Source organism: Brachybacterium fresconis (genome assembly GCF_017876515.1).
GTDB lineage: Bacteria > Actinomycetota > Actinomycetes > Actinomycetales > Dermabacteraceae > Brachybacterium > Brachybacterium fresconis.
In genome coordinates, this window is record NZ_JAGIOC010000001.1 from 2417022 (window position 1) to 2441700 (window position 24679).

At 72.3% G+C, this 24679-nt stretch carries 21 protein-coding genes; 9 read left to right on the forward strand and 12 right to left on the reverse strand.

The genetic code is table 11. The features are described from left to right. Positions 1–204 precede the first annotated feature (204 nt). From JOF44_RS20980 to JOF44_RS10860, 4 genes are all read left to right on the forward strand, one after another. Complete coding sequence (locus JOF44_RS20980; RefSeq protein WP_281067091.1) at positions 205–330, forward strand: hypothetical protein; 126 nt, start codon at positions 205–207, stop codon at positions 328–330. Positions 331–404: 74 nt separating this feature from the next. Next, complete coding sequence (locus tag JOF44_RS10850) at positions 405–827, forward strand: hypothetical protein (protein ID WP_209890882.1); 423 nt, start codon at positions 405–407, stop codon at positions 825–827. 148 nt (positions 828–975) lie between these two features. Beyond that, the gene (locus JOF44_RS10855; RefSeq protein WP_209890885.1) at positions 976–1707 is read left to right on the forward strand and encodes a DedA family protein; all 732 of its coding nucleotides are present in this window, start codon (positions 976–978) and stop codon (positions 1705–1707) included. Further along, the gene (locus tag JOF44_RS10860; RefSeq protein WP_209890888.1) at positions 1704–2807 is read left to right on the forward strand and encodes an NAD-dependent protein deacetylase; all 1104 of its coding nucleotides are present in this window, start codon (positions 1704–1706) and stop codon (positions 2805–2807) included. Before JOF44_RS10855 ends, JOF44_RS10860 begins: the two co-directional genes overlap by 4 nt. 10 nt (positions 2808–2817) lie before the next feature. Here the strand turns inward: JOF44_RS10860 and JOF44_RS10865 are convergent, their stop codons facing one another. Next, positions 2818–3972, reverse strand: a complete 1155-nt coding sequence (locus tag JOF44_RS10865) for a ThiF family adenylyltransferase (RefSeq protein WP_209890891.1) — start codon at positions 3970–3972, stop codon at positions 2818–2820. A gap of 222 nt (positions 3973–4194) precedes the next feature. On the opposite strand from JOF44_RS10865, the gene JOF44_RS10870 reads away from it, so the two are divergent. From JOF44_RS10870 to JOF44_RS10885, 4 genes are all read left to right on the forward strand, one after another. Next, positions 4195–4965: a LamB/YcsF family protein gene (locus tag JOF44_RS10870; RefSeq protein WP_209890895.1), complete on the forward strand. Its 771-nt coding sequence runs from the start codon at positions 4195–4197 to the stop codon at positions 4963–4965. Continuing rightward, positions 4962–6860 carry a 5-oxoprolinase subunit B/C family protein gene (locus JOF44_RS10875; RefSeq protein ID WP_342591758.1) on the forward strand — a complete coding sequence of 633 codons (1899 nt, stop codon included), beginning with the start codon at positions 4962–4964 and terminating at the stop codon, positions 6858–6860. The genes JOF44_RS10870 and JOF44_RS10875 overlap by 4 nt, the downstream gene beginning before the upstream one ends. Before the next feature lie 133 nt (positions 6861–6993). Then, on the forward strand, positions 6994–7485 hold the full coding sequence (locus JOF44_RS10880; RefSeq protein WP_209890899.1) for an NUDIX domain-containing protein: 492 nt from the start codon (positions 6994–6996) through the stop codon (positions 7483–7485). 94 nt (positions 7486–7579) lie between these two features. Further along, positions 7580–8968: an MFS transporter gene (locus tag JOF44_RS10885; protein WP_209890902.1), complete on the forward strand. Its 1389-nt coding sequence runs from the start codon at positions 7580–7582 to the stop codon at positions 8966–8968. Between the two features lie 108 nt (positions 8969–9076). On the opposite strand, the gene JOF44_RS10890 is transcribed toward JOF44_RS10885, so the two are convergent. The 9 genes from JOF44_RS10890 to JOF44_RS10930 form a co-directional block, all read right to left on the reverse strand. Further along, a complete protein-coding gene (locus JOF44_RS10890) occupies positions 9077–9547 on the reverse strand; it encodes a ribose-5-phosphate isomerase (protein WP_209890905.1) in 471 nt (156 codons plus the stop codon). A 113-nt stretch (positions 9548–9660) separates the two neighbouring features. Further along, positions 9661–11364 carry a dihydroxyacetone kinase family protein gene (locus JOF44_RS10895; protein WP_209890908.1) on the reverse strand — a complete coding sequence of 568 codons (1704 nt, stop codon included), beginning with the start codon at positions 11362–11364 and terminating at the stop codon, positions 9661–9663. Between the two features lie 99 nt (positions 11365–11463). Then, positions 11464–12828: an RbtT/DalT/CsbX family MFS transporter gene (locus JOF44_RS10900; protein WP_209890911.1), complete on the reverse strand. Its 1365-nt coding sequence runs from the start codon at positions 12826–12828 to the stop codon at positions 11464–11466. A 291-nt stretch (positions 12829–13119) separates the two neighbouring features. Beyond that, positions 13120–14133, reverse strand: a complete 1014-nt coding sequence (locus JOF44_RS10905; protein WP_209890914.1) for a D-ribose ABC transporter substrate-binding protein — start codon at positions 14131–14133, stop codon at positions 13120–13122. An 82-nt stretch (positions 14134–14215) separates the two neighbouring features. Next, on the reverse strand, positions 14216–15472 hold the full coding sequence (locus JOF44_RS10910) for an ABC transporter permease (RefSeq protein ID WP_209890917.1): 1257 nt from the start codon (positions 15470–15472) through the stop codon (positions 14216–14218). 26 nt (positions 15473–15498) lie between these two features. Then, the gene (locus tag JOF44_RS10915; protein WP_209890920.1) at positions 15499–17091 is read right to left on the reverse strand and encodes a sugar ABC transporter ATP-binding protein; all 1593 of its coding nucleotides are present in this window, start codon (positions 17089–17091) and stop codon (positions 15499–15501) included. Then, positions 17088–17762, reverse strand: a complete 675-nt coding sequence (locus JOF44_RS10920) for a DUF2291 family protein (protein ID WP_209890922.1) — start codon at positions 17760–17762, stop codon at positions 17088–17090. Before JOF44_RS10920 ends, JOF44_RS10915 begins: the two co-directional genes overlap by 4 nt. Before the next feature lie 393 nt (positions 17763–18155). Next, complete coding sequence (locus JOF44_RS10925; protein WP_209890925.1) at positions 18156–19244, reverse strand: zinc-binding dehydrogenase; 1089 nt, start codon at positions 19242–19244, stop codon at positions 18156–18158. A 186-nt stretch (positions 19245–19430) separates the two neighbouring features. Further along, the gene (locus tag JOF44_RS10930) at positions 19431–20378 is read right to left on the reverse strand and encodes a sugar-binding transcriptional regulator (RefSeq protein ID WP_209890928.1); all 948 of its coding nucleotides are present in this window, start codon (positions 20376–20378) and stop codon (positions 19431–19433) included. 341 nt (positions 20379–20719) lie between these two features. On the opposite strand from JOF44_RS10930, the gene JOF44_RS10935 reads away from it, so the two are divergent. After that, positions 20720–22210 (forward strand): FGGY-family carbohydrate kinase, encoded by a 1491-nt coding sequence (locus JOF44_RS10935; protein WP_209890931.1) that lies wholly within the window; start codon positions 20720–20722, stop codon positions 22208–22210. Positions 22211–22231: 21 nt separating this feature from the next. Here JOF44_RS10935 and JOF44_RS10940 read toward each other — a convergent pair whose 3' ends face one another. Both JOF44_RS10940 and JOF44_RS10945 read right to left on the reverse strand, forming a co-directional pair. Then, entirely contained in the window at positions 22232–23131 is a 900-nt protein-coding gene (locus JOF44_RS10940) for an NAD(P)-dependent oxidoreductase (protein ID WP_209890934.1), read from the reverse strand. Between the two features lie 59 nt (positions 23132–23190). Then, positions 23191–24675, reverse strand: a complete 1485-nt coding sequence (locus tag JOF44_RS10945) for a GntP family permease (protein ID WP_209890937.1) — start codon at positions 24673–24675, stop codon at positions 23191–23193. Between the last annotated feature and the right edge of the window lie 4 nt (positions 24676–24679).

A 24679-nucleotide genomic window follows, 5' to 3' on the forward strand; every position in this document is an offset into this window, starting at 1 on the left:
TTGCATCAGTACAGCCGACACGGCAGCCGATCTCGCCGGCGGCCCGGGGTGCTCCCACCTGGTCGGCGCGATCGCCGATGCCGCCGGAAGCACCCTTGTGCCCGCCGCCACGCTCGGTTAGTGTGCCACAACAACTAATACTGAAACGACTCAGTCCTTGTCCGTCGTCCCCGCCTCCAGGGGACGCGGCGCCCGGAAGGATCGATGATGATCACCCGCCGACGCACCCTCGCCCTGCTCGCCGCCGCCGGATCTCTGCCCGCCCTCGCCGCCTGCGGGCCGAATGCCTCCGGCGGCTCCGGCGAAGGCGGCGACGCCCTGGGCGGCTGAGCGCCATCGCCCGGCGGATCCACGGTCCCCTGACCGCCGACGGGACGCTGTCGACCTTCCGCGACGGGCCTGCGATGGACCGCTCGGATCACCCCTCCCACCTGCTCGCCTACGGCATGGTGCCGCCGACCGGGACGATCCCGCCCGCTGCCGCCGAACAGGCGCTGGCGGACGTGCTCGCACACTGGGACTGGGACTCCACCTGGGGGTGGGACTACCCGGGCCTGGCCATGACCGCGGCCCGGCTCCGACGCCCGGAGACCGCGGTCGACGCGCTGCTGCGGGAGACGATCAAGAACCGCTGCGATGGTGCCGGGCATTTCCCGCAGCGCCCCGGGCTGCCCGTCTACCTGCCCGCGAACGGCGGCACGCTCACCGCGCTCGCCCTGATGGCGGCCGGGTGGGACGGCGGTCCCGCGGCGCCCGGGCTGCCGGCGGCCTGGGGCGCCCGATCCGAGGGGATCCTGCCGCTGCCGGGGCAGCTGGGACCGGAGTGATCTCCCGGCACGCCGCCCCAGGGGTCCGCTGGCCCGCCCCGCCTCGCGCACCGCCCCGGCGGCCGATCCGCCACGCCTCGTTCACCTGCCCGCCATCCCGTCCCGCTAGCGTGCCCGGCACCGGCGGAGCTCGCGGACGGAGGCACGTGTGGACGTCACCGCGTGGGCCATCGGTCTCATGGAGCTCCTCGGCGGACCGGGCATCGCCCTGGTCATCGCCGCCGAAGCGCTTTTCCCGCCGGTCCCCGGCGAGGTGCTGCTGCCCTTCGCGGGGGTCTCCGCCGCGGCGAACGGCCAGCACGTGCTGGTCCCGATCCTGTGGACGACGGCCGGGTCGGTGCTCGGCGGGCTCGGGGTGTACGGCGTCGGCCGTGCTCTGGGCGAGCGCCGCACCCGCGCGCTGATCGACCGGATCCCGCTGCTGGAGCAGAAGGACGTCGACGTCGCTCTGCGGTTCTTCGCGCGCTTCGGGTTCCCGGCCGTGGCGCTGGCCCGCTTCGTGCCCATGGTGCGCACGCTCATCTCGATCCCGGCCGGGATCGAGAAGATGCCCGTGAGTGTGTTCGCCCTGGCCACCGGTCTGGGATCGGGGATCTGGAACGCCGTGTTCGTGATCGCCGGCTACGGGTTCGGTCTCGCCGGCGGCGAGCTGCTCGAGGGCTTCGTCCGGCTCTACTCCCTGATCGTCGCGGGTGTGGGGGCCCTCGCCGCGATCGGGCTGCTCACCCAGCGTCTGCGCGGTCGACGCCGCGCCGCCGGCGAGGGAACGCACGATGCCCGCCCCCTGTCCGAGCGTGCGGGAGGGACCGCCGCCGTTCGCGAGCGGCCGAGCGATGTCTCCCCCGATTCCGGGCCGGAGCCGCCTACGCTCGACGAATGAGCAGCGAGCGGGCACCGGCCGACGGTGCGGGCGCGGCCGGCTCCGGTCGTGCCGGCCCGGTGCCGGAGTCGGGGCGCGCCGGCCCTGCACCGGGGTCGGGGCGCGCCGGCCCCGCGCCCGAGACCGGTCGCGCCGGGCCGGCCGCCGACGTCGGACGCTGGTTCTCCACCGCCACCGCCGCGCCCCTGGACGGGCCCGGCCCCACGCGCGGCGGTCCGCGCATGACCGCCTGGGGCCCGATGGTCGGCGCCGAGTACGGGCGTCGCAGCCCGCAGGACGAGGTGTCCGATGCCCTCGGTCTGCTGCGCGGACGCCCGGTCGCGGTGCTGACCGGTGCGGGGATGTCCACCGGCTCCGGCCTGCCGGACTACCGCGGTCGGGATGCCGTGCCCCGCTCCCCCATGACCTACCAGGAGTTCATGGGGCACGACCTGGCCCGGCGCCGCTACTGGGCGCGCTCGACCGTCGGCTGGGAGCAGTTCAACCGGGCCCGGCCCGGCCGCTCCCACCGGCTGCTCGCGGCGCTCGGCGAGGCGGTCTTCAGCCCGACGGCGGTGATCACCCAGAACGTCGACGGCCTGCACCAGGCCGCCGGCTCCGCGCCCGTCATCGACCTGCACGGGCGCCTGGACCGGGTGCGCTGCCAGCGCTGCGACGCCCTCTCCTCGCGCGCCGCGCTGCACTCGCGGATGCTCACGATGAATCCCGAGCTCGCCGCCCGCCTGCCGGATCTGGCCGCCGACGCCGCACAGGCGCCCGACGGGGACGCCGAGGTGGACCGCACCAGCAGCTTCCGCTACCCGCCCTGCCCGCTGTGCGGCGGGATCCTCAAGCCCGACGTGGTGTTCTTCGGGGAGTCCGCCCGGCGCGAGGTGGTCGCCTCCGCCTTCGCCGCGCTCGAGGAGGCGGAGGTGCTGCTGGTGCTCGGCTCGAGCCTGACCGTGCAGTCCGGGCTGCGGTTCGTGCGCGCCGCCGGTCGCCAGCACAAACCCGTGGTGATCCTCAACGACGGGCCCACCCGCGCCGACCCCGATGCCACGATGCGCCTGCACGGACGGCTGGAGGACGTGCTGGCCGGCTGGCTGCCGGCGGCGGCCTGAACGGGGCGTCTCACCGCTGGGACCGCGCCGTCACCCACGCGGCGTAGCCGCCCGCGAGGTGCCGCAGATGCCCCTCGCGGCCGCTCCAGGCCGGGCGGAGATGCTCGAGCGCCTGCGCGGAGCGCGTCCCGCCCTGGCAGTACAGCACCACCTCACCGCCCCCGACGCCGCCAGGCAGCACCTCGGCACCCCGGTCGAGCACCTCGCCGAGCGGGATGGTCAGCGCCCCCTCGATCGTGCCGGCCGCGGTCTCCCACGGCTCGCGCACGTCGATCACGGTGACGCCGGTGGGCAGCAGGCGACGCAGAGCGGGCGCGTCGAGGGTCTCCTCCGGCGTCGGGCCGCCCGCCTGACAGGCCGGATCCTCCGCGGCGGGCACCTCGACCCGCGTGGCCGGTGCCCGGCCGGGATTGCGCTCGATGCGCAGCGAGCGGGTGGAGCTGGTGGCCTCGTCCCACAGCGTCAGGGTGCCGACGAGAGGATTCCCCGTGCCGGTGACCAGCTGGATCACCTGGGAGGCCATGATCGTGCCGATCATCCCGGGCAGAGTGCCCAGCACCCCGGCCTCTGCGCAGGAGGGGGCCTCGCCCGGCGCCGGCGGCTCAGGGAAGACATCGCGGTAGTGGGCGCCGCGGCCCGGCCAGAACACGCTGACCTGGCCATGGTGGCGCAGGATCGATCCCCACACGACGGGCACGCCGGTGATCTCGCTGGCGTCGGCGACCAGGTAGCGGGTGGCGAAGTTGTCGGCCCCGTCGAGCACGAGGTCGTAGCCGCGCACCAGGTCGACGACGTTCTCGACGCTCAGGTGCAGGTGGTGGGGCTCGACCGTGACCTCGGGGTTCAGCCGGCGCACCGCGGCGGCGGCGGAGTCGACCTTCGCCGTCCCCAGGGCGTCGGTGCCGTGGATGACCTGGCGGTGCAGGTTGGACAGGTCCACGAGGTCGTCGTCGACGATGCCGAGGGCGCCGATGCCGGCGCCGGCGAGGTACTGCAGGGCCGGGGTGCCCAGGCCCCCGGCGCCGACGACCAGCACGCGGGCGGCGCGCAGGCGGCGCTGGCCGAGCGTGCCGATCGCGGCGAGGGTGATCTGGCGGCGGTAGCGGTCGATCTGGGCACCGGTCAGCTCGGGGCCGGGCTCGACCAGGGGCGGGAGGCTCACCATGGGATCGCGTCCTCTCTGCCGTCCTCGCCGTCGGCGTCCGAGGTGCCGGGCCGGTCAGCGGGGCACGGGGTCATGCTCCGACAGTATCCGGCCCGCGCCGGACCTGCGAGGGATCCGACCGCGGGTTCGGCAGTGACCAGGTCACCGCTGCCTCCCGGGCCTCCCGGCGCCCGATGACGGACAATGGAGGCGCACCGCCGCCCTCGCGAAGGAGTCGCCCCGATGACCGTCACCGCCAGCGTGCTCGACCTCAACGCCGATCTCGGGGAGGGCTACGGCGACTGGTCCGTCGGTGATGATGCGGCCATGCTCGACGTCGTGACCACCGCGAACATCGCCTGCGGGGGTCACGCCGGGGATGGCGGCACGATGCGCGCGGCCTGTCGCGGCGCCGCCGCCCGGGGCGTCGCGATCACCGCGCACGTCGCCTATCCGGATCTCGGTGGCTTCGGCCGCCGCTTCCTGGACATCGCCCCGAACGACCTCACCGATCTGGTGATCATCCAGGTCGGGGCCCTGCAGGCGATGGCCGCGGCGGAGGGCACGAGAGTGCGGGGCGTGAAGCCGCACGGTGCGCTCTACAGCGCCCTGGCCCACCACGAGGGGCAGGCCGCCGCCGTGGTGGCAGCGCTCGGTGAGCTCGGCGGGCAGCTGCCGCTGATCGCCGCCCCGGGCGCCGTCGCCGTCGACGCGGCGCGCGAGACCGGGATCGAGGTGGTGCTGGAGGGGTTCGCCGACCGTGCCTACCTCCCCGACGGCACCCTCACGCCGCGCGGCCGTCCCGGCGCGGTGCTCACCGACCCGGCGGCCGTCACGGCCCAGGCACGCTCGATCGCGACCGAGCAGCGGGTGCGCACGGCCGACGGGAGCTGGCGGGAGCTGCCGGTGCGGTCGCTGTGCCTGCACGGGGACACCGCCGGCGCGGTCGGGCTCGCCCGCGCCGTCCGCTCCGACCTCGAAGGCGTCGGCGTGAGACTGGAGTCGGCGCTGTGACCGGGGTGCATGCTGCGACCGGTGCGTCCGCTCCCGGGGATCGGCTGCCGCCGCCGCTTGCGACCCATCGCGCCGGGGAGGCCGCTCTGCTGGCGGAGTACCCGGACACGGCCGCCGTGCTCGCCGCCGCGGCGGCCGTCCGTGCGCTGGAGCTCCCGCACCTGGTGGACCTCGTGCCCGCCGAGCGCACCCTGCTGCTGGCCGGCACCGCGTCCCGCGATCTCCAGGACCTCGCCGACCTGCTGCGGCACCTTCCCGCCCCGCCCGCGGAGCAGGCCGACGCCGACGAGCAGACCCTCGCGGTGACCTACGACGGGGAGGACCTCGCCGAGACGGCTGAGCTGCTCGGGATGAGCACGGACGCGCTGATCAGGGCGCACACCGGCGCCGTCTGGACGGTGGCCTTCGGGGGCTTCGCCCCGGGATTCCCCTATCTGGTCGCCGGCGGACACGACGGGAACGGACACGAGGCGGACCCCGACGCTCCCCCGTGGGACGTGCCGCGCCGCGCCGAGCCGCGCACCGCCGTCCCGGCCGGAGCCGTCGGCCTCGCCTCCCGCTACTGCGGCATCTACCCCCGCTCCTCCCCGGGCGGGTGGCAGCTGATCGGCCGCACCGAGGCGGAGCTGTTCGACGTCACCCGCACCCCGCCCGCGCTGCTGACGCCCGGCACCCGCGTGCGCTTCACCGCCCGGCGTCCCTCCGCGCGTCCTGCCGGCTCCTCCAGCGCTCTGACCAGGTCACGGCGCGGAGCCGGCACGGTCTCCGAGCGCCGCGCCCGGCGTTGGGGGCAGGCCACGGTCCCCATCGTGCGCACCATGGCCGCGCTCGAGGCCCTCTCCCCCGGACCCCTGCTCCTGCTGCAGGACGGCGGGCGACCCGGTCAGGGAGCGATCGGCGTGAGCCGGTCGGGCGCCGCCGACCGTGGGGCCCTGGTGCGGGCCGACCTCGCCGTCGGCAACCCCGCGCACGCCGCGGTGCTCGAGGTGCTGGCCGGGCCGCTGCGCGTCCGGGCCCTCGCCCCGACGATCGTGGCCGTCGCCGGGGCGGAGGCCGCGCTGACGGTGCACCGCTCGGATCCCGAAGGGGCCGAGATCGACGTGCCCGCCGGACGGGATCGGGACGTGCCGATCGCCCTGGATCCCGGCGATGAGCTGGAGCTGGGCCCGGTCGCACACGGGCTGCGGCTGGTGCTCGCGGTGCGCGGCGGGATCCATGGGGTGCGCCGTCGCGAGCGGACGGACGACCCCGGCAGCACCCACGACTCCTCCGACGCCCCGGTGCTGGGATCGCTGTCCCGGGACACCCTGTCGGGCCTGGGCCCCGCTCCGCTCGAGGCCGGCGATGTGCTCCTGGTCGGCGCGACGCACGGGTTGGATGCCGTCCCGGCGACCTACGCTCCGGCGATCGACGACGAGCCCGGCGGCGGATGCCCCGAGGACAGGGGCCCCGACGACGGCGGGGACGGGGCCGAGGAGCAGGACCAGCCGTCTGCGGATCGCGCATCGACCGGTGATGCCCCGTCGGGCCCGGGACCGCTCGAGGTCCCCCTGCACGCCGGCCCGCGCGACGAGCTGCTCGGCCGCGCCGCGATGGAGGCCCTGCTCGGCACGGACTGGACCGTGCGCTCGGACTCCGACCGGATCGGGGTGCGTCTGGACGGCCCGGCCCTCCCCGTGCCGGAGGGGGCCGGGTCGCTGCCCAGCGAGGCGATGGTGCCCGGGGCGATCCAGGTGCCGCCCTCGGGTCTGCCCGTCGTGTTCGGCCCCGACCACCCCACCACCGGCGGGTACCCGGTCCTCGGCGTCGTCCCCCGCATCGGGCTCGACCAGCTCGCGCAGGCCGCACCGGGGACGATGGTGCGGTTCCAGCAGATCGACGACCCCACCGGCTGACGTCGGATCGGGCCGGCGGCACCGCACGCCGGGACTCGCTCGGGCCGGCCGCGTCGGGCGCTCGGGGCGGATCGAGGTGACGACACCTCGGTCCGACGCCGCCACCACCGCCCGCAGGTGCCACGATGGACCCATGCCCCGACTGCTCCCGGACCCTGCCTACTTCGCGACCCTGCCCAAGGTCATCAGCTCCGGGTCGGTCATCCTGCGCGACGAGCACGGACATTTCGTGGTCGAGAAGCCGAACTACCGCGATCACTGGCTGCTGCCCGGCGGCGGCGTCGACCCCGGGGAGGACCCGCGCCAGTGCGCCCAGCGCGAGGTCGCCGAGGAGCTCGGGCTCGATCTCGAGATCGGGCGGCTGCTGGCGATCGACTGGCTGCCCTCCAGCGCGGTGCGCAGCGCCCCGATGGGCGTGCACTTCGTGTTCGATGCCGGGGTGGTCCCCCGCGCCGAGCTCGAGGCCCAGATCGTTCCGCAGGCCGAGGAGCTCGACGACTGGGCGCTGATCGACGAGGCCGACGCCGACGTCCTCTCGGTCTGGGGCGGCGCACGGGCCCGGCGCGCCCTCGCGGTGCTGCGCGGGGAGGCCGAGCTGGACCTCGCCGCCCACGGCAGCCGCTGACGGCCCCCGCGACCCCTCCTCGTCCGTCCGTCCCGTCGCCCTCCCGTCCCGCGCCCCGACGTCGTCCGGGCGCCCCACCTCCTCGGAGCAGATCATGAGTCCCTCGACCTCCTCGCTCGGCCCGTCGGCCCCCGACGCCGGGCACGCCCCGACCCGGTCCCAGCGCCTGGACCGCCTCCCGTTCACCCGCCGGCACGGGAAGCTGCTGGGCGCCTCCGGGATCGGCTGGGCGCTCGATGCGATGGACGTCGGCCTGATCTCCTTCGTGATCGCCGCGCTCAGCGTGCACTGGGGCATCTCCAAGAGCGACGGTTCGCTGATCGCCTCGGCCGGCTTCGCGGGGATGGCGATCGGCGCGAGCGTCGGCGGGCTGCTGGCCGACAGGATCGGCCGACGCAGCGTCTTCGCCCTCACCCTGCTGGTCTACGGTCTGGCCACCGGCGCATCTGCGCTGGCGATGGGCGTGGGCGCGCTGATCGTGCTGCGGTTCATCGTGGGTCTCGGCCTGGGGGCGGAGCTGCCGGTGGCCTCCACCCTCATGAGCGAGTTCGCCCCGGCGCGGATCCGTGGCCGGGTGATCGTCTGGCTCGAGGCGTTCTGGGCGCTGGGCTGGATCCTCGCCGCGGTGATCGGAACCTTCGTCGCCGCGTCGGGGCCGACGGGGTGGCGCTGGGCGCTCGCGGTCGGTCTGGTCCCTGCCCTGTACTCCTTGGTCATCCGACTGGGCATGCCGGAGTCGGTGCGATACCTGGAGAAGGTCGGGCGGCACGAGCAGGCCGAGTCGGTGGTCGTGCAGTTCGAGCGCAGTGCGGGCGTGGACGTGCCCGGCGGTGAGGCGGATCCTGCGGGCCCCGGGGCGGTCGGGACCGTGCCCGCGGCGGACGACGTGCGGACCACCGGCGGTATCTGGTCCCGCCCGCTGCGCCGACGGACGGCCGCGCTGTGGGCCGTGTGGTTCTGCGTCAACCTGGCCTACTACGGGGCGTTCATCTGGATCCCGACGCTGCTGGTGGACCGCGGGTTCACCCTCACCCAGTCCTTCACGTTCACGCTGATCATCACACTCGCCCAGATCCCCGGCTACGCGATGGCGGCCTGGCTGATCGAGGTGCTCGGGCGGCGCTGGACCCTGACCCTCTTCCTGGCCGGCTCCGCCCTCGCCGCGACCGGCTACGGCCTGGCCGACAGCGAGACCATGATCCTGGTGGCCGGCTGTCTGCTCAGCTTCTTCAACCTCGGGGCCTGGGGCGCGCTGTACGCGATCGGGCCCGAGCTGTATCCCACCGCCGTGCGCGGCACCGGGACCGGGGCGGCCGCTGCTTTCGGACGGATCGCCTCGATGCTCGCGCCGTTCCTGGTGCCGGTGCTGGTCGTGACCGGCGGGCAGGTGCTCGCCTTCGCCGCCTTCGCGATCGCTTTCGCCGTAGCGGCGGCGGCCGCCTTCACCCTGCCCGAGCAGCGCGGGCGCGCCCTGGCGGAGTGAGCGCCCCCGGGCGCGCTGATGGTGCGAGGGCGAGCCTGATGACGCTCGTGCGCCGAGATGTTCCACCGCGGTGGAACATCTCGGCGCACGGCGTGGACAGGGAGTCGATCAGGCCTTGTCGAGCGACCCGTCGTAGGCGCAGATCGCGTCGACCTTCGCGGCAGAGGACGAGTTCGGATCGAACTCGAGGTCCAGCCACACCTTGACCAGCTCCTTGGCCAGCTCGAGGCCGACCACGCGCTCGCCCATGCACAGCACCTGCGCGTTGTTCGAGAGCACGGAGCGCTGCACGGAGTAGAGGTCGTCGGCGGTCACGGCGCGGACGCCGGAGACCTTGTTGGCCGCGATCGCGACGCCCAGGCCGGTGCCGCAGATCAGCAGCGCGCGGTCCGCCTCGCCGGCGGCGATCTTCTCCGCGGCCTCGACGGCCACGTTCGGGTAGTAGGTGCCGTCCTCGCGGCCGGTGACACCGACGTCGACCACCGACTCGACGCGGGAGTCGTTCTCCAGCAGCTCCTTCAGCGCGCTCTTGTGGCCGAACCCGGCGTTGTCGGATCCGGTGACGATCTTCCAGCCCATGTCTGCTCCTTCGTGGTGAGGTGTATGAGGTCTATGGCCCCCATCAGGGCCAACGCGCGCGGGCAGCAAAGTGTTCCTGCGGCGACGATCCCCGACCGCTCGGTGGCGAGCGTTCAGGCGGACAGCTGCTGCCCGAGCAGGGTGACGATCTTCGAGAAGGAGATCGCCCCCGGGTCAGGGGTGCCCACGGACTTCTCGCCATGGGTGCGGGCACGGCCCTTGTGGGCCGCGATGTCCGCGGTGGAATCGGCGGCCGTCGTGGCCTTGTCCGCGGCGACGGCGATGGCCTCGCCCGCCGCACCGCCGGCCCCGGCCAGGGACTCCCGGAAGGGCACCGCGGCGTCGACCATGGTCTTGTCCCCGGGCTTCGCCCCGCCCAGGCGCTCGACGGCCTCGACCGCCTGCACCAGCGCGGTGACGATCTGCTGGTCGGTGACCTTCTCCTGATCGGAGAAGGCGCTGCCCACGCTGGTCAGCGCCGCGCCCCACAGGGCCCCGGAGGTGCCGCCGGCCTCGGCGGACCAGGAGGCCCCGGCCTGCACCAGCACGGTGCGGGCGCCGGCGCCGGCCTCGGTGGCTCGCTGCGCGGTGGCGTGCGCGGCGCGGATGCCGAGCACCATCCCCTGGCCGTGGTCGCCGTCCCCGGCGATCGCGTCCATCCGGCCCAATTCGGGCTCGAGCTCCTCGAGCAGCGACCGGACCTCCCCGAGGATCTCGGTGACCTTCGCTGCGCTGGTCCGGGACTCCTCGGAGGCTTCCGGGATCGGGTCCTCACCGGGGGTGTAGACCTCGCCGCGCTCCGTGCCGAGGTCGCCCTGGACCGTGCCGCCGCGGCGGAAGGCGGGGGTGTCGGCGGGGGCGAGCCAGTGCTGCTCGAGCTCCTCGTCCAGGCGCATCACGGTCAGCGACAGGCCGGCCATGTCGAGACTGGTCACATGCTCGCCCACCTCGGGGCGCACGACGGTGATCCCCGCCTCGGCGAGGAGCTCCGCGACGTGCCCCCACACCACGAACATCTCTTCGTACTTCACGGTGCCCAGACCGTTCAGGACCACGGCGGCCCGCGTCGAGTCGAGCTCCGGCGTCTCCTCGAGCACGCCGTCGACCAGGATCTTCGCGAGCTCCGCGGCCGAGGGCATGGGCTTCTCGTCGATGCCCGGCTCGCCGTGGATGCCCAGGCCGATCGCCATCTGCCCCTCGGGCACGTGGAACAGGGCGTCGTCGGCGCCGGGCAGCGTGCATCCGTCGAAGGCGACCCCGAGCGAGCGGGTGGCGTCGTTGGCCTTCCACGCCAGACGCTCGGCGTCGGCGAGGCCGGCGCCGGCCTGGATGGCGGCGCCGGCGATCTTGAACACCGGGAGGTCACCGGCGATGCCGCGCCGGTCGCGGTGGTCGCCCTTCTCCCCCGATGCCACGTCGTCGCTGACGGCGACGATGCGCACATCGATGCCCTCGGCGCGCAGCTTCTCGGCGGCCACGCCGAAGTGGAGGACGTCGCCGGCGTAGTGGCCGAAGCCGAGGATCACGCCGCCGCCATTGTCCGCGTTGCGGGCGACGGAGTAGACCTGGTCGGCCGACGGGGAGGAGAAGATGTTCCCGCAGGGGGCGCCATGGGCGAAGCCGGGCCCCACCCAGCCGGCGAAGGCCGGGTAGTGGCCGGAGCCGCCGCCGACCACGAGGGCCGGCTGCCCCGTCGGCGTGGCGTCCTTGCGGACCACACCGCCGTGGACCTGCAGCAGCTCCTCGGGGTGAGCGGCCACGAGGCCCGCCACGGCGTCCGCGGGGAAGGTCTTCGGATCATCGAACAGGTAGGTCATCGCACGTCTCTCTCGGAAGCGGGTGAGGGGGTCGGACGGAGGTGGATCGGGCGGCGAGCGGGCCGGACGAGCGACGGCTCAGGCCCTGCGGACGACGGGTCAGGCCGGGCTCTCCGCGCTGTCGGCGCCGTGCTCGACAGGGCCGTGCAGTCGCGGCTGGTGGACCTTCAGGAAGAAGGTCATCGCGAAGGCGCAGGCGTACAGCAGCACGAATGCCCAGACCACACCGACGTTACCGCCCCAGGGACGCACGATCGCGACGACCGCGGACCCGAGGAAGGTGGCACCGCCGGCGGCGGTGGTGTACATCGCCATCGCGGCACCGGTGTGCTTCGGGGCGATCGCCGGCATGATCGCGCCCAGCGGGACGAAGCCGGCCAGCAGGATGCCGAAGACGGTGCCGGCGGCGACGGAGACGACGAAGCCCCAGTCCGAGCCGGCCGGAACCATGTGGGGCACGTACCACCACAGCAGCAGGCCGATGGCGGAGCCGACGATGCCGAACCAGCGCACGGTCCGCACCCAGCCGACCTTGTCGCCGAGCGCGCCGAAGGCGGCGTTGAACAAGATGTTGCCTGCGTAGACGACGCTGGTCATGATCAGCCAACGGGACTGGCCCCAGCCCAGCTGCACCGCGATCACGTTGGGCAGGATGATGAACATGCCGAACTCGGGCGCGGTGTTGATCAGCCGGGTCAGGAAGCCCATGGCGATCCGCTTGTTGGTGAAGGTCAGGCGCAAGCCGGAGGAGAGGACCGCGCCGGCGGTCTCCCCCTCGGGGGCCAGTCGGATGGAGCCGTGGCGCTCCTTCACCCCGAACCAGGCGATGCAGAAGCCGATCGCGACGATGACGGTGGAGGCGATCATGGTCCACGTCTCGCCGGAGAAGCCGCCGCCGAAGCGCGGGATCATGAAGAAGGCCACGAGCGAGCCCAGGGTGGGCAGGCCGCCGGTGAACATGACGTAGAACCAGCCGACGGCGGTGCCGTTGCGCCGTTTGTCCACGACGGCGTTGATCCACACCAGGAAGGCGAAGGCGAACAGCGGGAAGCCGAAGCCGCGCAGGAAGTAGGCGACCCCGACCAGGAAGGCGGAGTCGGTCCCCAGCGCCAGGAGGAAGGCGATCTCGAAGACGACCCAGACGGCGAAGCCGAGCGCCATCACGCGGCGTGGGCCGAACAGGTCCGACAGCGCCCCGGCGAGATAGGAGCCCACCAGCACCGCAAGGCTGTACATCGTGATGATGGTGGCGGCGAGGTTGATCATGTCATCGCCGCCGCCGAAGGCCTTGGCGATGTGCGGGGAGACGAAGTTGGACTCGACGCCGTTGCCGGTCATGAAGACCAGCACGCCGAGGAAGCCCCAGCGCAGGGCGTGGGGGAAGCCGAGACGGTCCAGGAACGGTTCTCTGGTCGCCGTACCCGGTGCGGGGACGGCGCCGGTCTCGCTGGGTACCGAGCTCATACAGGACACTCCTTCGTGCGGGGGCGGCCGACGGTCGGCCTTCGCTGCGGACCGATCGCGAGCGTGTCCCGGCGGTCGGTCGGCACGACCATAGGCCGCTCCCCGAACATTCGTCAAGCACAAATGTTCCGCACGGGCGTGTCGTGGGTGGATCCGTGCGGCCGATGAGGCGGGGCCGACGACCACTTCGGTCGTCGGCCCCGCAGCACCGTCCGCTGCGCCACGTCATCGGCCCCCGGCAGCGCTGACCCCTCACGCTGTCACGGCCGCGGCTCGCTCAGGGCCGGTGGCTCACTCCGTGTAGGTGAACGGCGCCGTCATCTTGTCGATGTTGTCCTCCGTGATGAGGATGCAGTCCAGCGCCTGCTTCTCCTGCTCGGGCTTGGTGCCGTTGCGCAGGAGGTCGTCGGCCATCACGATGACCTTCTCGGCGAACTGCGCGACCGGCTGCAGCACCGTGTACGCCAGCTCGCCGTTCTTGATCGCCTCGATCGCGTCCGGGGACCCGTCGAAGCCGCCCACGACGATGTTCTCCAGTGCCCCCGCCTCCTGGAAGGCGGCGATCGCCCCGAGCGCCATCTCGTCGTTGCCCGAGATCAGCCCGGTGATGTCCGGGTGGGCCTGCAGCAGCGACTGTGCCTTGTCGTGGCCCTTGGTGCGGTTCCAGTCCGCGACCTCCTCCCCGACCTTCTCGAGATCGGGGTACTGGGTGATGGTCGTGGTGAAGCCGTTGGAACGGGTCTGGGCGTTGTTGTCCGAGGGCAGGCCGAACAGCTCGACGTACGTGCCGCTCTCCCCCATCTGCGTAACCCACTCCTGGGCGCCGAGAGCGGCTCCCTGGGCATTGTTGGAGACCAGCTGCGCCATGACGACGCCGGACTCGTTGATCTCGGCGTTGATCAGGAAGACCGGGATCTCGGCCTGGACCGCTTTCTTGATCGTGCCGATCGATCCGTCGGCGTTGGCCGGATCCATGATCAGCGCTACCGACTGGTTGGAGATGGCGGTGTCGACCAGGGTGTTCTCGGTGTTGGTGTCACCCTTGTGGGCACCCACCGTCGTCTCGTACCCGAGCTCCTCGGCCTTGGCCGCGGCGACGTCGCCCTCGGTCTTCCAGTAGGGGTTCGAGGGGTCGTTGACGATGATCGTGATCAGGCCGCCGTCGGTGCCGCCACTGCCGCCGGCATCGGAGGAGCCGCCGCCGCCGGCGGAGTCGCCGCCGGACTCGTCGGAGCCGCCGCAGGCTGCGAGACCGGCCGCTGCGGCACCGGCGCCGAGGACGGAGAGGAAATGTCTGCGTTCCATGGTGTGTTCCTTTCGGGGAGATGCATCCCGGCCGGGCTGCATCGGGGGTCCTGCACGTGGTGCCGTGAGCAGGGTGGTCGTCTCAGGGGTGGTCGGAATCGGGATCGGTGTCGGATCCGCGGTCGGAGCGGTCCGCGTCGGATCGATCGGGAGCGGCGCCGGCATCGGCCCCGTCGGCTCCGTCGGACACGTCGGTCCCGTCGGCTCCGGCGGACTCGTCGGCGGCGGACCCGGACCCGCCCGCCGCACCCGGTGCACCGGCTCCGGGTCCGGCGGGCCCGTCGTCGGGCGTGGACCGGGCCATGCCCTTCGGCGCCTTGCGGGGGCGTCCGTACTGCAGGGAGTTCAGCAGCACGGCGACGACGATGACGGCACCGACGAAGACGGTCTGCCAGTAGGCGGAGACGCCGATGAGCACCAGTCCGTCGGAGAGGAAGCCGATCACGAAGGCGCCCAGCAGGGTGCCGCGCACGGTGCCGCGGCCGCCGGAGAGGGCGGCGCCGCCGATGACCACGCCCGCGATGGCGGTCAGCTCGTAGGTGTCGCCGGCGTTGGGGCTGGCGCTGGTCAGCGTCGAGGCGAGGATCAGGCCGGCCACGGCCGAGCACAGCCCGGAGACGACGTACACCCAGACGGTCACCTTCCGCACCGGCACGCCGGAGAGCTGCGCGGCGCGCTCATTGCCTCCGGTGGCGTACAGCCAGCGGCCGAACGTGGTCCGCCCCAGCACGATCGCGATGATCAGGGCGATGACGGCCATGATCAGCACGCCGGCGGGGATGCCGAGGATGCGGTTGAAGCCGAGCCACTCGAAACCGGTGTTGCCCAGCGCCTCGTCGCCGGAGAGATCGTTGAGGGTACGGCCGTTGGTCATCAGCAGCGCGAAGCCGCGGATCACGTAGAGCATGCCCAGGGTCGCCACGAACGGGGCGACCTTGAACTTCGCCACCAGGACGCCGTTCAACGCCCCGATCAAGCCTCCCAGGACGACCGCTATGAGCACCGAGGCGGCGACGTTCGGGTAGAGCGTCACCCCGAAGATGTCCAGCTCCACCCCGCGCAGGAGGAAGCCGCCGATGACGGCCGTGAACCCGAGGGTGGAGCCGACGGACAGATCGATCCCGCCGGTGAGGACCACGAGCAGCTGGCCCAGGGACAGCAGCGCGAAGATCGCCACGTGCGAGGACATGATCAGCAGGTTGTTGACCGTGAGGAAGTTCGGCGAGAGCAGTGAGAAGACGACGATGATCAGCGCGAGGGCGAGGAATGCGCGCCCTTCGAGCAGGAGCTTCGAGAGGTCGAGCTTCTTCGCGGTGTCGCCGGCAGCGAGGGAGGTCATGGTGCGTTCCGTTCCTGGGTGCTGGTTCACGGGGTGAGGACTTCGCCGGAGGCGGCCATGACGTCGGCCTTCTCCGCGTCGGGACCGAACTCGGCCGAGATGCGTCCGCGGTGGAGCACGACGATGCGGTGCGCGATGGCGAAGCACTCGTCGATCTCCGAGGTGGTGTAGACGACGGCGAGACCGTCGCGGGCCCGGTCGGCGAGCAGGCCGAACACCTCGGCCTTGGCGCCGATGTCGATCCCACGGCTGGGCTCGTCCAGCAGCATCACCCCGGGGTTCGTGGCGAGGACCTTGCCGAGCACGACCTTCTGCTGGTTCCCGCCGGAGAGGGACCCGATGGGGACCGTCGGTCCGGGCGTCTTGACCGTGACATCCTTGATCAACCTCGTCACCAGGGAGTTCTCCTTCTGTCGGGAGGTGAGGCCGCGGCGCAGGAACTGCGTGATGCTGGCGAGGGAGAGGTTCTGGCCGACGGACATGGTCTGGACCAGCCCGTCACGCTGGCGGTCCTCGGGCACCAGGCCGATACCCATCGCGAGGCGCTCGCGGATCGACTCGCCCGCCAGCTCTCGCCCCTGGTAGAGGATGCGTCCGCCGACGACGTCCCCGCGGCCGGCGACCGCCTCGAGCACCTCGGTGCGGCCGGCGCCCATGAGTCCGTAGAGGCAGACGATCTCGCCGGAGCGCACCTGCAGGGAGAGGTCGTCGACGACGGCACGCTCGGGGTTCTCGGGATCGCGGAGGGTGAGGCCCTCGACCGACAGCATCAGCTCGCCGAAGTCATAGCCGGTCGGCGGGGCACCGAGGTCGAAGTTGCCCCCCACCATGTTCCGCACGATCCATTCCAGGTCGATCTCCTCGCGGTCGCCGCGGGCGGTCATGGATCCGTCCCGCAGCACCACGGCGTGGTCGGTGACCCGCAGGGCCTCCTCGAGGTGGTGGGAGATGTAGACCAGCGAGACGCCCCGGGCCTTGAGATCCTCGATGATGCCGAAGAGGATCTCGACCTCCTTCGCGGCCAGCGCGGAGGTCGGCTCGTCCATGATGAGGATGCGGGCGTCGATCGACAGCGCCCGGGCGATCTCGATGATCTGCTGCTGGCCCACGCGCAGATCCCCGACGTCGGTCGAGGGATCCACGTCCAGGCGCATGTCGGCCAGCAGCGCGGCGGTCTGTCGGGTCTCCTCGGCGTAGTCGACGCCGGTGGCGGTGGTGATCTCGCGGCCCAGGAAGATGTTGTCGCGGACCGAGAGGTTCGGGGCGAGGCTCAGCTCCTGATGGATGATCGCGATCCCGTGGTCGCGCGCCTCGGTGGGGTCGGTGAAGGTGATGGGCTGCCCGTCCAGGACGATCCGGCCCGACGTCGGCTGCTCGACGCCGGAGAGGATCTTCATCAGCGTCGACTTGCCGGCGCCGTTCTCCCCGAACAGGGTGGTGACCCTCCCGCGGTGGACCCCGAAGTTCACGCCCTTGAGGGCCTGGGTGCCGCCGTAGTGCTTGACGATGTCCTGCGCCTGCAGGACCACCTCGTCCGCGCCGTCCGCTCCGGGCGCGGTGCGGTGATCGGACGGCGTGCCGTGATCGGACGGCGTGCTGTGATCGGCCGGGGTGCTCACTGGACCTCCACGGAGACCGGGGTGACGAGCCACCCCTCGGGGTTGATGGCGGTGAACGCCCCGGTCACGGTGACGGTCTTGCCGCTCAGCTCGGCGGGGTCGATCGGGTCGAGGACCTGCTTCTTCATCTCCTCATTGAGGGCGGCGCCGGCGTCCTGGTACTCGATCTGGTTGGTGAACTGGCCGAAGTCGTAGTTGCCGGTCGCATCCCGCAGCTCGGTGCCGTTGATGGCGGGGCCGGTCTGGATGCGCACGGTGACGTTCTCGGGCATGCCGTCGATGGCCACGTCGTAGATGCCGCTCTGGCCCTCCCCGACGGTGCCCGTGAAGGTGGTGCTGTAGACGGTCTGACCAGCGGATTCGACGCCGTGCTCCTCAGCGGCGGCCTCCGGGTCCGCGGCGATGGCCTCGGCGAGCTCGGGGGCGGGGACGGCGCGGTCGGTGATCTCCTGCTGGACGGTCGGGAACTGCTCGGCGCCGAAGGTGGCCTTGTCGAAGGCCTGCGGGCCGGCGAGCTGCTCCTCCGCTCCTTCGGGCACCACCTTCGTGCCGAGGACGACCACGAGCAGGCCGATCACGGTCAGGGCGACTGCTGTCCAGCGGCCCAGGTGCTTCTTCGGCGCCCTCGCGCGCTGCGGGGTCTGCGGTGCCGCGGCCGTTGCGGTGCTCATGCTGAGCCTTTCCTGTCGGGTGCCCGGCGCATCCGCTCGAAGGCGTCGATGCCGGTCGGTGGTCGAGGACGGCGCCGTCGGCGCGACACAGGGTCGGGCGGGCGGACCGTCGACGAGGGATGGAGTCGTGTCCGCAGGACATCGGCGCCGATGTCGCGCTCCGGGCGGAGCGCTGCGGACGGGAAGGGGGCTGCGGTCGACCGCCCTCGTCGGCGGCCCGGGTGCAGCGGGGTGGGGCGCTCCGCGATGAGCGCCGGGGATGGTTGCGGTGAGTGGAGGGGGTGGGTGGAGGCGGTGACGGAGGGGGCGACGCCGCGGTCGGAACGTCTCGGGGACGGTCCGACCACGGCATCGGCCCGGACCCCGGTGCCGGGCGGCACCGGGGCGGGAGGCTCAGGTGCCGGGCAGGAGCGAGACCTTCACGGAGGCCCCGGCGGAGTCGGCGACCGTGTCGAGAGCCTTCTGAACGTCCTTCAGGCCGAACTGGTGGGTGCAGATCTCCTCGAGCGGCAGGACGCCGGACTCGATGATCTTGATGGCGGCCGGCCAGGTGTACGGGCCCAGGTGGGCACCGCGCACGTCGAGCTCCTTGTCGTCGGAGATGATCGACCAGTCGACCGACACGTTCTCCTTGAACACGGAGTACTCGACGTAGCGGCCGAGCTTGCGCAGCAGGTTCAGGCCCTGGCCGACGGCGCTGGGGTGACCCGTGCACTCGATGTACACGTCGGCCCCGTAGCCACCGGTAAGGCCTCGGATCTCCTCGTAGATGTCGACCTTGGAGGGATTCAGGGTGAGGTCCGCACCGCACTTCCTGGCGAGCTCGAGCTTGTGCTCGTCGAAATCGAGGGCGATGACCATGCGCGGGGTCTTGTGGGCCGCGCCGATGATCGCGCCGAGTCCGATCGGGCCCGCGCCGGCGATCACGACGACGTCCTCGAACTGGATGCCGGCGCGCTCCACGGCGTGCAGCGAGCACGACAGCGGCTCGGCGAACGCGGCGTGGTGCGGCGGGATCTCCGGGGAGATCTTGTGGGCGCGGGCGAGGGCGGGGACGATCATGTACTCGGCCATGCCGCCGTCGTAGTGCTTGAAGCCGAACATGTCGTGCGGGTCGCACATCCAGTACCAGCCGCGCCGGCAGTACATGCATTCCTCGCAGGGCACGATCTGCTCGACCACGATGCGGTCGCCCAGGGCGACCTCGTGGTGGGCGAGCGCCTCGGCCGTTCCGGAGACGATCTCGCCGGTGATCTCGTGGCCGGGGGTGATGCCGGGCTCGACCCAGCGCTCACGGTTCTCGTCGCCCCAGAACTTGGCGGCACCGGCGTAGGCCTTGAGGTCGCTCGCGCAGACGCCGACGGCCTCGACCTTGATCAGCAGCTCGTCAGGGGCCGGGGTGGGCACGTCCCTGTTCTCGAGCCGGTAGTCCTCCGGGGCATGCATGACCACGGCCTGCATGGTCGTCGGGGTCTCGCTCATCTCGACACATCTCCTTCGATACGTTCCGCGCGCTGTCCTGGCGGCGGCCGACCTCGGGCCCGCCGCATGCGGCGCGACCCGTTCGATCGTGAGCCTAGACACTCCGCGCACATTCGTCAAGCACAAATGTTCCGGACGGTGGTGCGCACCAGCTGCGCTCGTCAGCGGAGCGCACCAGCAGTGCGCTCAGGCCTCCTCGCCGGCCTGTGCGAGCACGGCTTCCGCGGTGGGCACGTCGGTGATCAGCGTGGTGAACAGGCCCGTCCGCGCCCCGGCCCGGATCGAGGGCGCCTTCTCGCTGCCCGCAGCCAGAGCGATCGAGCTCGGGATCGCGCGCAGCAGCTGGACCGAGGGACGCACCAGCCGATCCGAGCCCGGATAGAGCACCTCCTGGCCGTCGGCGTCGAAGAAGTGCAGGCAGAGGTCGCCCACCGCACCGCGCAGGCCGATGTCCTCACGCGGGACCACCGAGGTCAGCGAATCGCGGCGGGCGTAGGGGGAGCCGATCCCGGTGACCAGCACCCGCGCACGGGTCCACAGGTCCGTGATCTCGACGAAGCTCGGATCGGCCTGCAGGGAGCGCCACAGGCTGGGGCTCGGCAGGGCGGGCGCGAAGATGAAGCGGGGCTCCGCCCCGGTGCGGTTGGCGAGGTTCCGCACGGTCTCGTTGGTCTGGAAGGCGGGATCGGATTCCTGCTGGCCGCCGACGGTGGGGGCGATGACCACGCCGCGCAGCTCCGGCATGCCGGACATCCGGCTGACGGCATGGGTGGTCTTGCCCGAGGAGATCAGCAGCACGTCGCCCTGGGTCAGCTCCAGCCGGAACAGCACATCCCCCAGCAGGTCGCCGAGGCCGCGGTACTCCCGCTGGGTCTGGTCCCCGGGGGCGATGCGCACCTCCTCGATACCGAGCAGGCCGCGCAGGCGATCCTCGAGATCGCTCACGTCGGGCTCGCCGACGTCGAGCACCTCGAAGCGCACCATCCCGATGCGACGCGCCTCGGTGAGCAGCTTGCTGACCGTGGGCCGGGAGACGCCGAGCCGCTCGGCGACCTCCGCCTGACGCAGGTCGTCGAGGTAGTACGCACTGGCAGCGCGGTGCAGGAGCTGCGGGTCCATGTGGGACTCGAGCATCTCCGTCCCCTTTCGTCGTCGTCCCGTGGTCGGCCTCGATGTCGATGCACGGATGTGCCGAAAGGACGTGCCGCCCCCGACGCGACGATCCTATAGAGGCCGACGGTGGGTCGCGCAACCATCGCCGCCCCGCACAGGCAGCGCACTGCACGCCCGGAGGCGGGCGACGAACCGGTCCCGAGCCCCGTCCCTGACAGCTCCCGGGGCCGGTCGATGGCAGGATGTACAGGTCCTCCGGGCCCGTCCGGAACGGGCCGGGAGGACGAGGCACGAGGACGTGGACGAGGCGTCAGAAGAAGGCCCCGAGGACGAGGCGACGACGACGAGGAGAGGGCAGGTCGATGGCAGGCTCTGAGGACGCGGTGCTGGGCATCGACATCGGCACCTCGAGTGCGAAGGGCGTGCTGGTGGCGCTCGACGGGAGGATCCTGCGCACGGCGACCCGCGAGCACACGGTCTCCCGCCCCGCCCCCGGGCACGTCGAGATGGACGCTCACGTGTGGTGGGAGGAGTTCGTCGGCCTCGCCACGGAGCTCACCGCCGGCACCGAGGCGCGGGCCACCGGGATCGGCGTCTCCGGGATGGGCCCCTGCGTGCTGCTGGCCGATGAGGACGGCGAGCCGGTGCGGCCGGCGATCCTCTACGGAGTCGACTCCCGCGCCGAGGAGCAGATCGAGCACCTGACCGGGCACTTCGGCGAGGACGAGATCCTCGCGCGCTGCGGGAGCGTGCTCTCCTCCCAGGCGGCCGGCCCCAAGATCCGCTGGATCGCCGATCAGGAGCCCGAGGTGTTCGCCCGGGCGTCGCGGCTGTTCATGCCGTCCTCCTACCTCGCCTTCCGCCTCACCGGGCAGTACGTGCTCGACCACTCCAGCGCGTCCATGGTCACCCCGATCTACGACACCGCCGCCCTGGACTGGCACCGGCCCTGGACCCAGGAGGTCGCCCCCGGGCTCGAGCTGCCGCCGCTGCAGTGGTCCGGTGAGATCGCCGGGAGGGTGTCCACCGAGGCCGCGGCGCAGATCCCGGGCATCGAGCCGGGGGTGCCGGTGGTCGCGGGAGCCATCGATGCCTGGGCCGAGGCGATCAGCGTCGGCGCCACCGCGCCGGGCGACGTGATGCTCATGTACGGGACCACGACGTTCCTGGTCGCGATCACCGATCGGCCCGCCCCCAGCCGCAGCCTGTGGGTCACCTCCGGCACGACGCAGGGGACGTTCACCCTCTCGGGCGGGATGGCGAGCTCCGGGGCGATCACCGGCTGGCTGCGGGAGCTGACCGGCGACGCCGACTTCTCGACCCTGGTCAGCGAGGCCGAGACCAGCGGCGTGGGCGCGAACGGCCTGCTGATGCTGCCCTACTTCGCCGGTGAGCGCTCCCCCATGTCCGACCCCTCGGCCCGCGGCGTGATCGCCGGGCTCACCCTCTCCCACAGCCGCGGCGACCTCTACCGGGCCGCGCTCGAGGCGGCCGCCTACGGGGTGCGCCACCACGTGGAGGCGCTGCGCGAGGCCGGAGTGCGGATCGAGAGGATGGTGGCCGTCGGCGGCGGCACCCAGAACGAGCTGTGGCCGCAGATCGTCTCCGACGTCACCGGACTCGCCCAGGAGGTCCCGCGGCGCACCGTCGGCGCCTCCTACGGGACCTCGATGCTCGCCGCGCAGGCCGCCCACGGCACGGACACCAGCGCCTGGAACGACATCGATCACGTGTGCGTCCCCGATCCCGACGCCGCGGCGCGCTACGACGAGCTGTACCGGATGTACCGCGAGCTCTACCCCGCCACGAAGGACATCACCCACGCCCTCGCCGCGCTCCAGCGCGAGGGGTGAACGGCGGACGAAGCCCGTGCCTCACCCGCCGAGATAGGTGCGGATCACCTGCGAGTCATCGCGCCGCAGGAGATCCTGCTCGACTGCTGCCCGGAAGCGATCTCGGGCGGCGGCGACCAGCGGTGCCTCGAACCCGAGATCCTCGGCCATGTCGCAGACCAGTCCTGAGTCCTTCACGAAGATCCCGATCGTGCTCGTGACCCGGGCATCGATGCCTTCGAGCATGCGCGGACCCCGGTCCGAGAGCATCCAGGAGCCTCCCGCGCCGCCGGAGACCGCCTCGAAGGCCTCCGCAGGATCCAGCCCCAGCGACTCGGCGAAGGCGAGGGCCTCCGCCGCGGCGACGAGGTGCACGGAGGCGAGGAGCTGGTTGACGGCTTTCATCGCCTGGCCGCGCCCCGCCACGGGGCCGCAGTCCCGCAGGGTCCCCATCGTCTCCAGCAGGGGGCGCAGCTCCACGAGGCGTGCCGGGTCGCCGGAGGCGAACAGGGTGAGCGTGCCCGCTTGCGCTCCGGCGACGCCGCCGGTCACCGGGACATCCAGGACGCCGACCCCGGTCCCGTCCGCCGCGGCGAGGAGCTCCTCGACCGGAGCGACTCCGACGGTGCTCATGACCACGAGGGTCGCACCACGCCCCATCGTGGCCAGCAGGCCTCCCTCGCCGAGCGCCGCCTCCCGCAGCTGCTCCGGGGTGGCGACCATGCAGATCACCACGTCCGCCGCAGCCGCGGAGCCGGCCGACGCCTCCGTGAGCAGACCCTGCGCCTCCGCGGCATGGCGGGATGCCTCGACAGGGTCCACCCCGGTCACCTCGGCGCCGGACCCGGCCAGGCGCAGCGCCATGGGCAGCCCGATGGCCCCGATGCCGACGACGGTCACCCGGTGGGGCGCGGGGGGTCCCCCGTGGGCGGGATCGATCATGGGTCAGGGTCCTTCCGGTCGGAGGGTCGCCGGCCTGCGGGCGATGTGGACAGCGAGGTTCACAGGAAGAGGTCCAGCACGAGGCAGACCGCCAGGCCGACCACCGCGAAGGTGGACTGCGCGAGCGTGTAGATCTTGAACGTGCCCTTCGTGGAGAACCCGAGCATCTGCTTGAAGATCCAGAAGGTGTTGTCGGTGACGTGGCCGCCGAAGGCGGCGCCGCTGCCCGCGGCCAGCAGGATCAGCAGCGGAGCGGCCTCGATCGAACCCATGATCGGGGCGAGCAGGGTGGCAGCGGTGATCGCGGCGACCGATGCGGATCCCTGGGCCAGACGCAGCACGGCGGCGACCACCCAGGCCAGGAGCACCGGGATGGCGGCGTTGGCCTGGAAGAGGTTCGCGAGCATCTCGCCCACGCCGACCTGGGTGATGACGGCGCCGAGCGAGCCGGCCACCCCGGTGAACAGCAGGATCGAGCCGGCATTCGCGGCGCCCTTGGTGACGAGGTCGTCGATGCCGTTGCGGGTGACCTCGGGGATCGCGAGGATGATGCCGATGACCAGGCCGATCAGCAGGGCCACGACAGGGCTGCCGACGAAGCCGAGCACGGCGAGCTCGCTGCCGAGTGCCCGCGTGAAGGTGTCGGCGACGATCAGCACGACGGGCACGATCACCGGGAGCATCGCGACGATCAGCGGATAGCGGTGGGCGGTGGTGGCCTGCTGGACGGCGACGCCACCGGAGCCGGAGTTCGGCACGTCGGCCCCGTCGGTCGAGGAGCCATCGGTGGTCGTCGAGGCGCCACCGCCCGTCGAGGTGCCGGCCGCCGACTGGGCGGTGCTGCGTTCGGCGGCGAGGCGCTGCTGCTCCTCCTCCGGGGATTCGCCGAAGATCGAGTCGTCGAACTCGGGGTCGCGATCGGTGGCGGGATCGAAGATCCGTCGCATGAGCAGGGAGTGCAGGAAGATGCTGGAGATGATGAAGACGATGCCCAGCGGGACGCCCCAGATCAGGAGCTTGCCCAGCGGGATCCCGAGCGGGCCGGCGACGGCGACGGCCGCGACGCCCGGGACGACCACGAGCAGGCCGACCTCGAGGCCGATCGCGAGCGCGCCGGCGAGCTGGGCAATGCTGCGACCGGTGCGTTTGGCGATGGTCCCGGCCATGGGGGCGAGGATCACCAGGGCCACGTCGAAGTAGATCGACGGGAAGAGGATGCCGGAGGCCAGGCCCAGGACATAGGGGGATCTGGACGGCCCGACGACCTTCAGCATCGAGTCGACGACCCGCTGCATCGTGCCGGTCGCGGACAGGGCCGTGCCGATCATGACGCCGAAGCCGATGATCAGACCGACCTCCGTCATCAGATCTCCGAAGCCGGTGTTGACCGCGGTGACGGTGGCGGTGAAGCCGAGGCCGCCGGCGACACCGAGGTACAGCGAGCCGATGATCAGCGAGATGACGGGGTTGAGCTTCGCCCAGGCGATGAGCAGGATGACGCCGACGACGGCGATGACCAGATGGACGATCACCATTGTGTCCATGGTT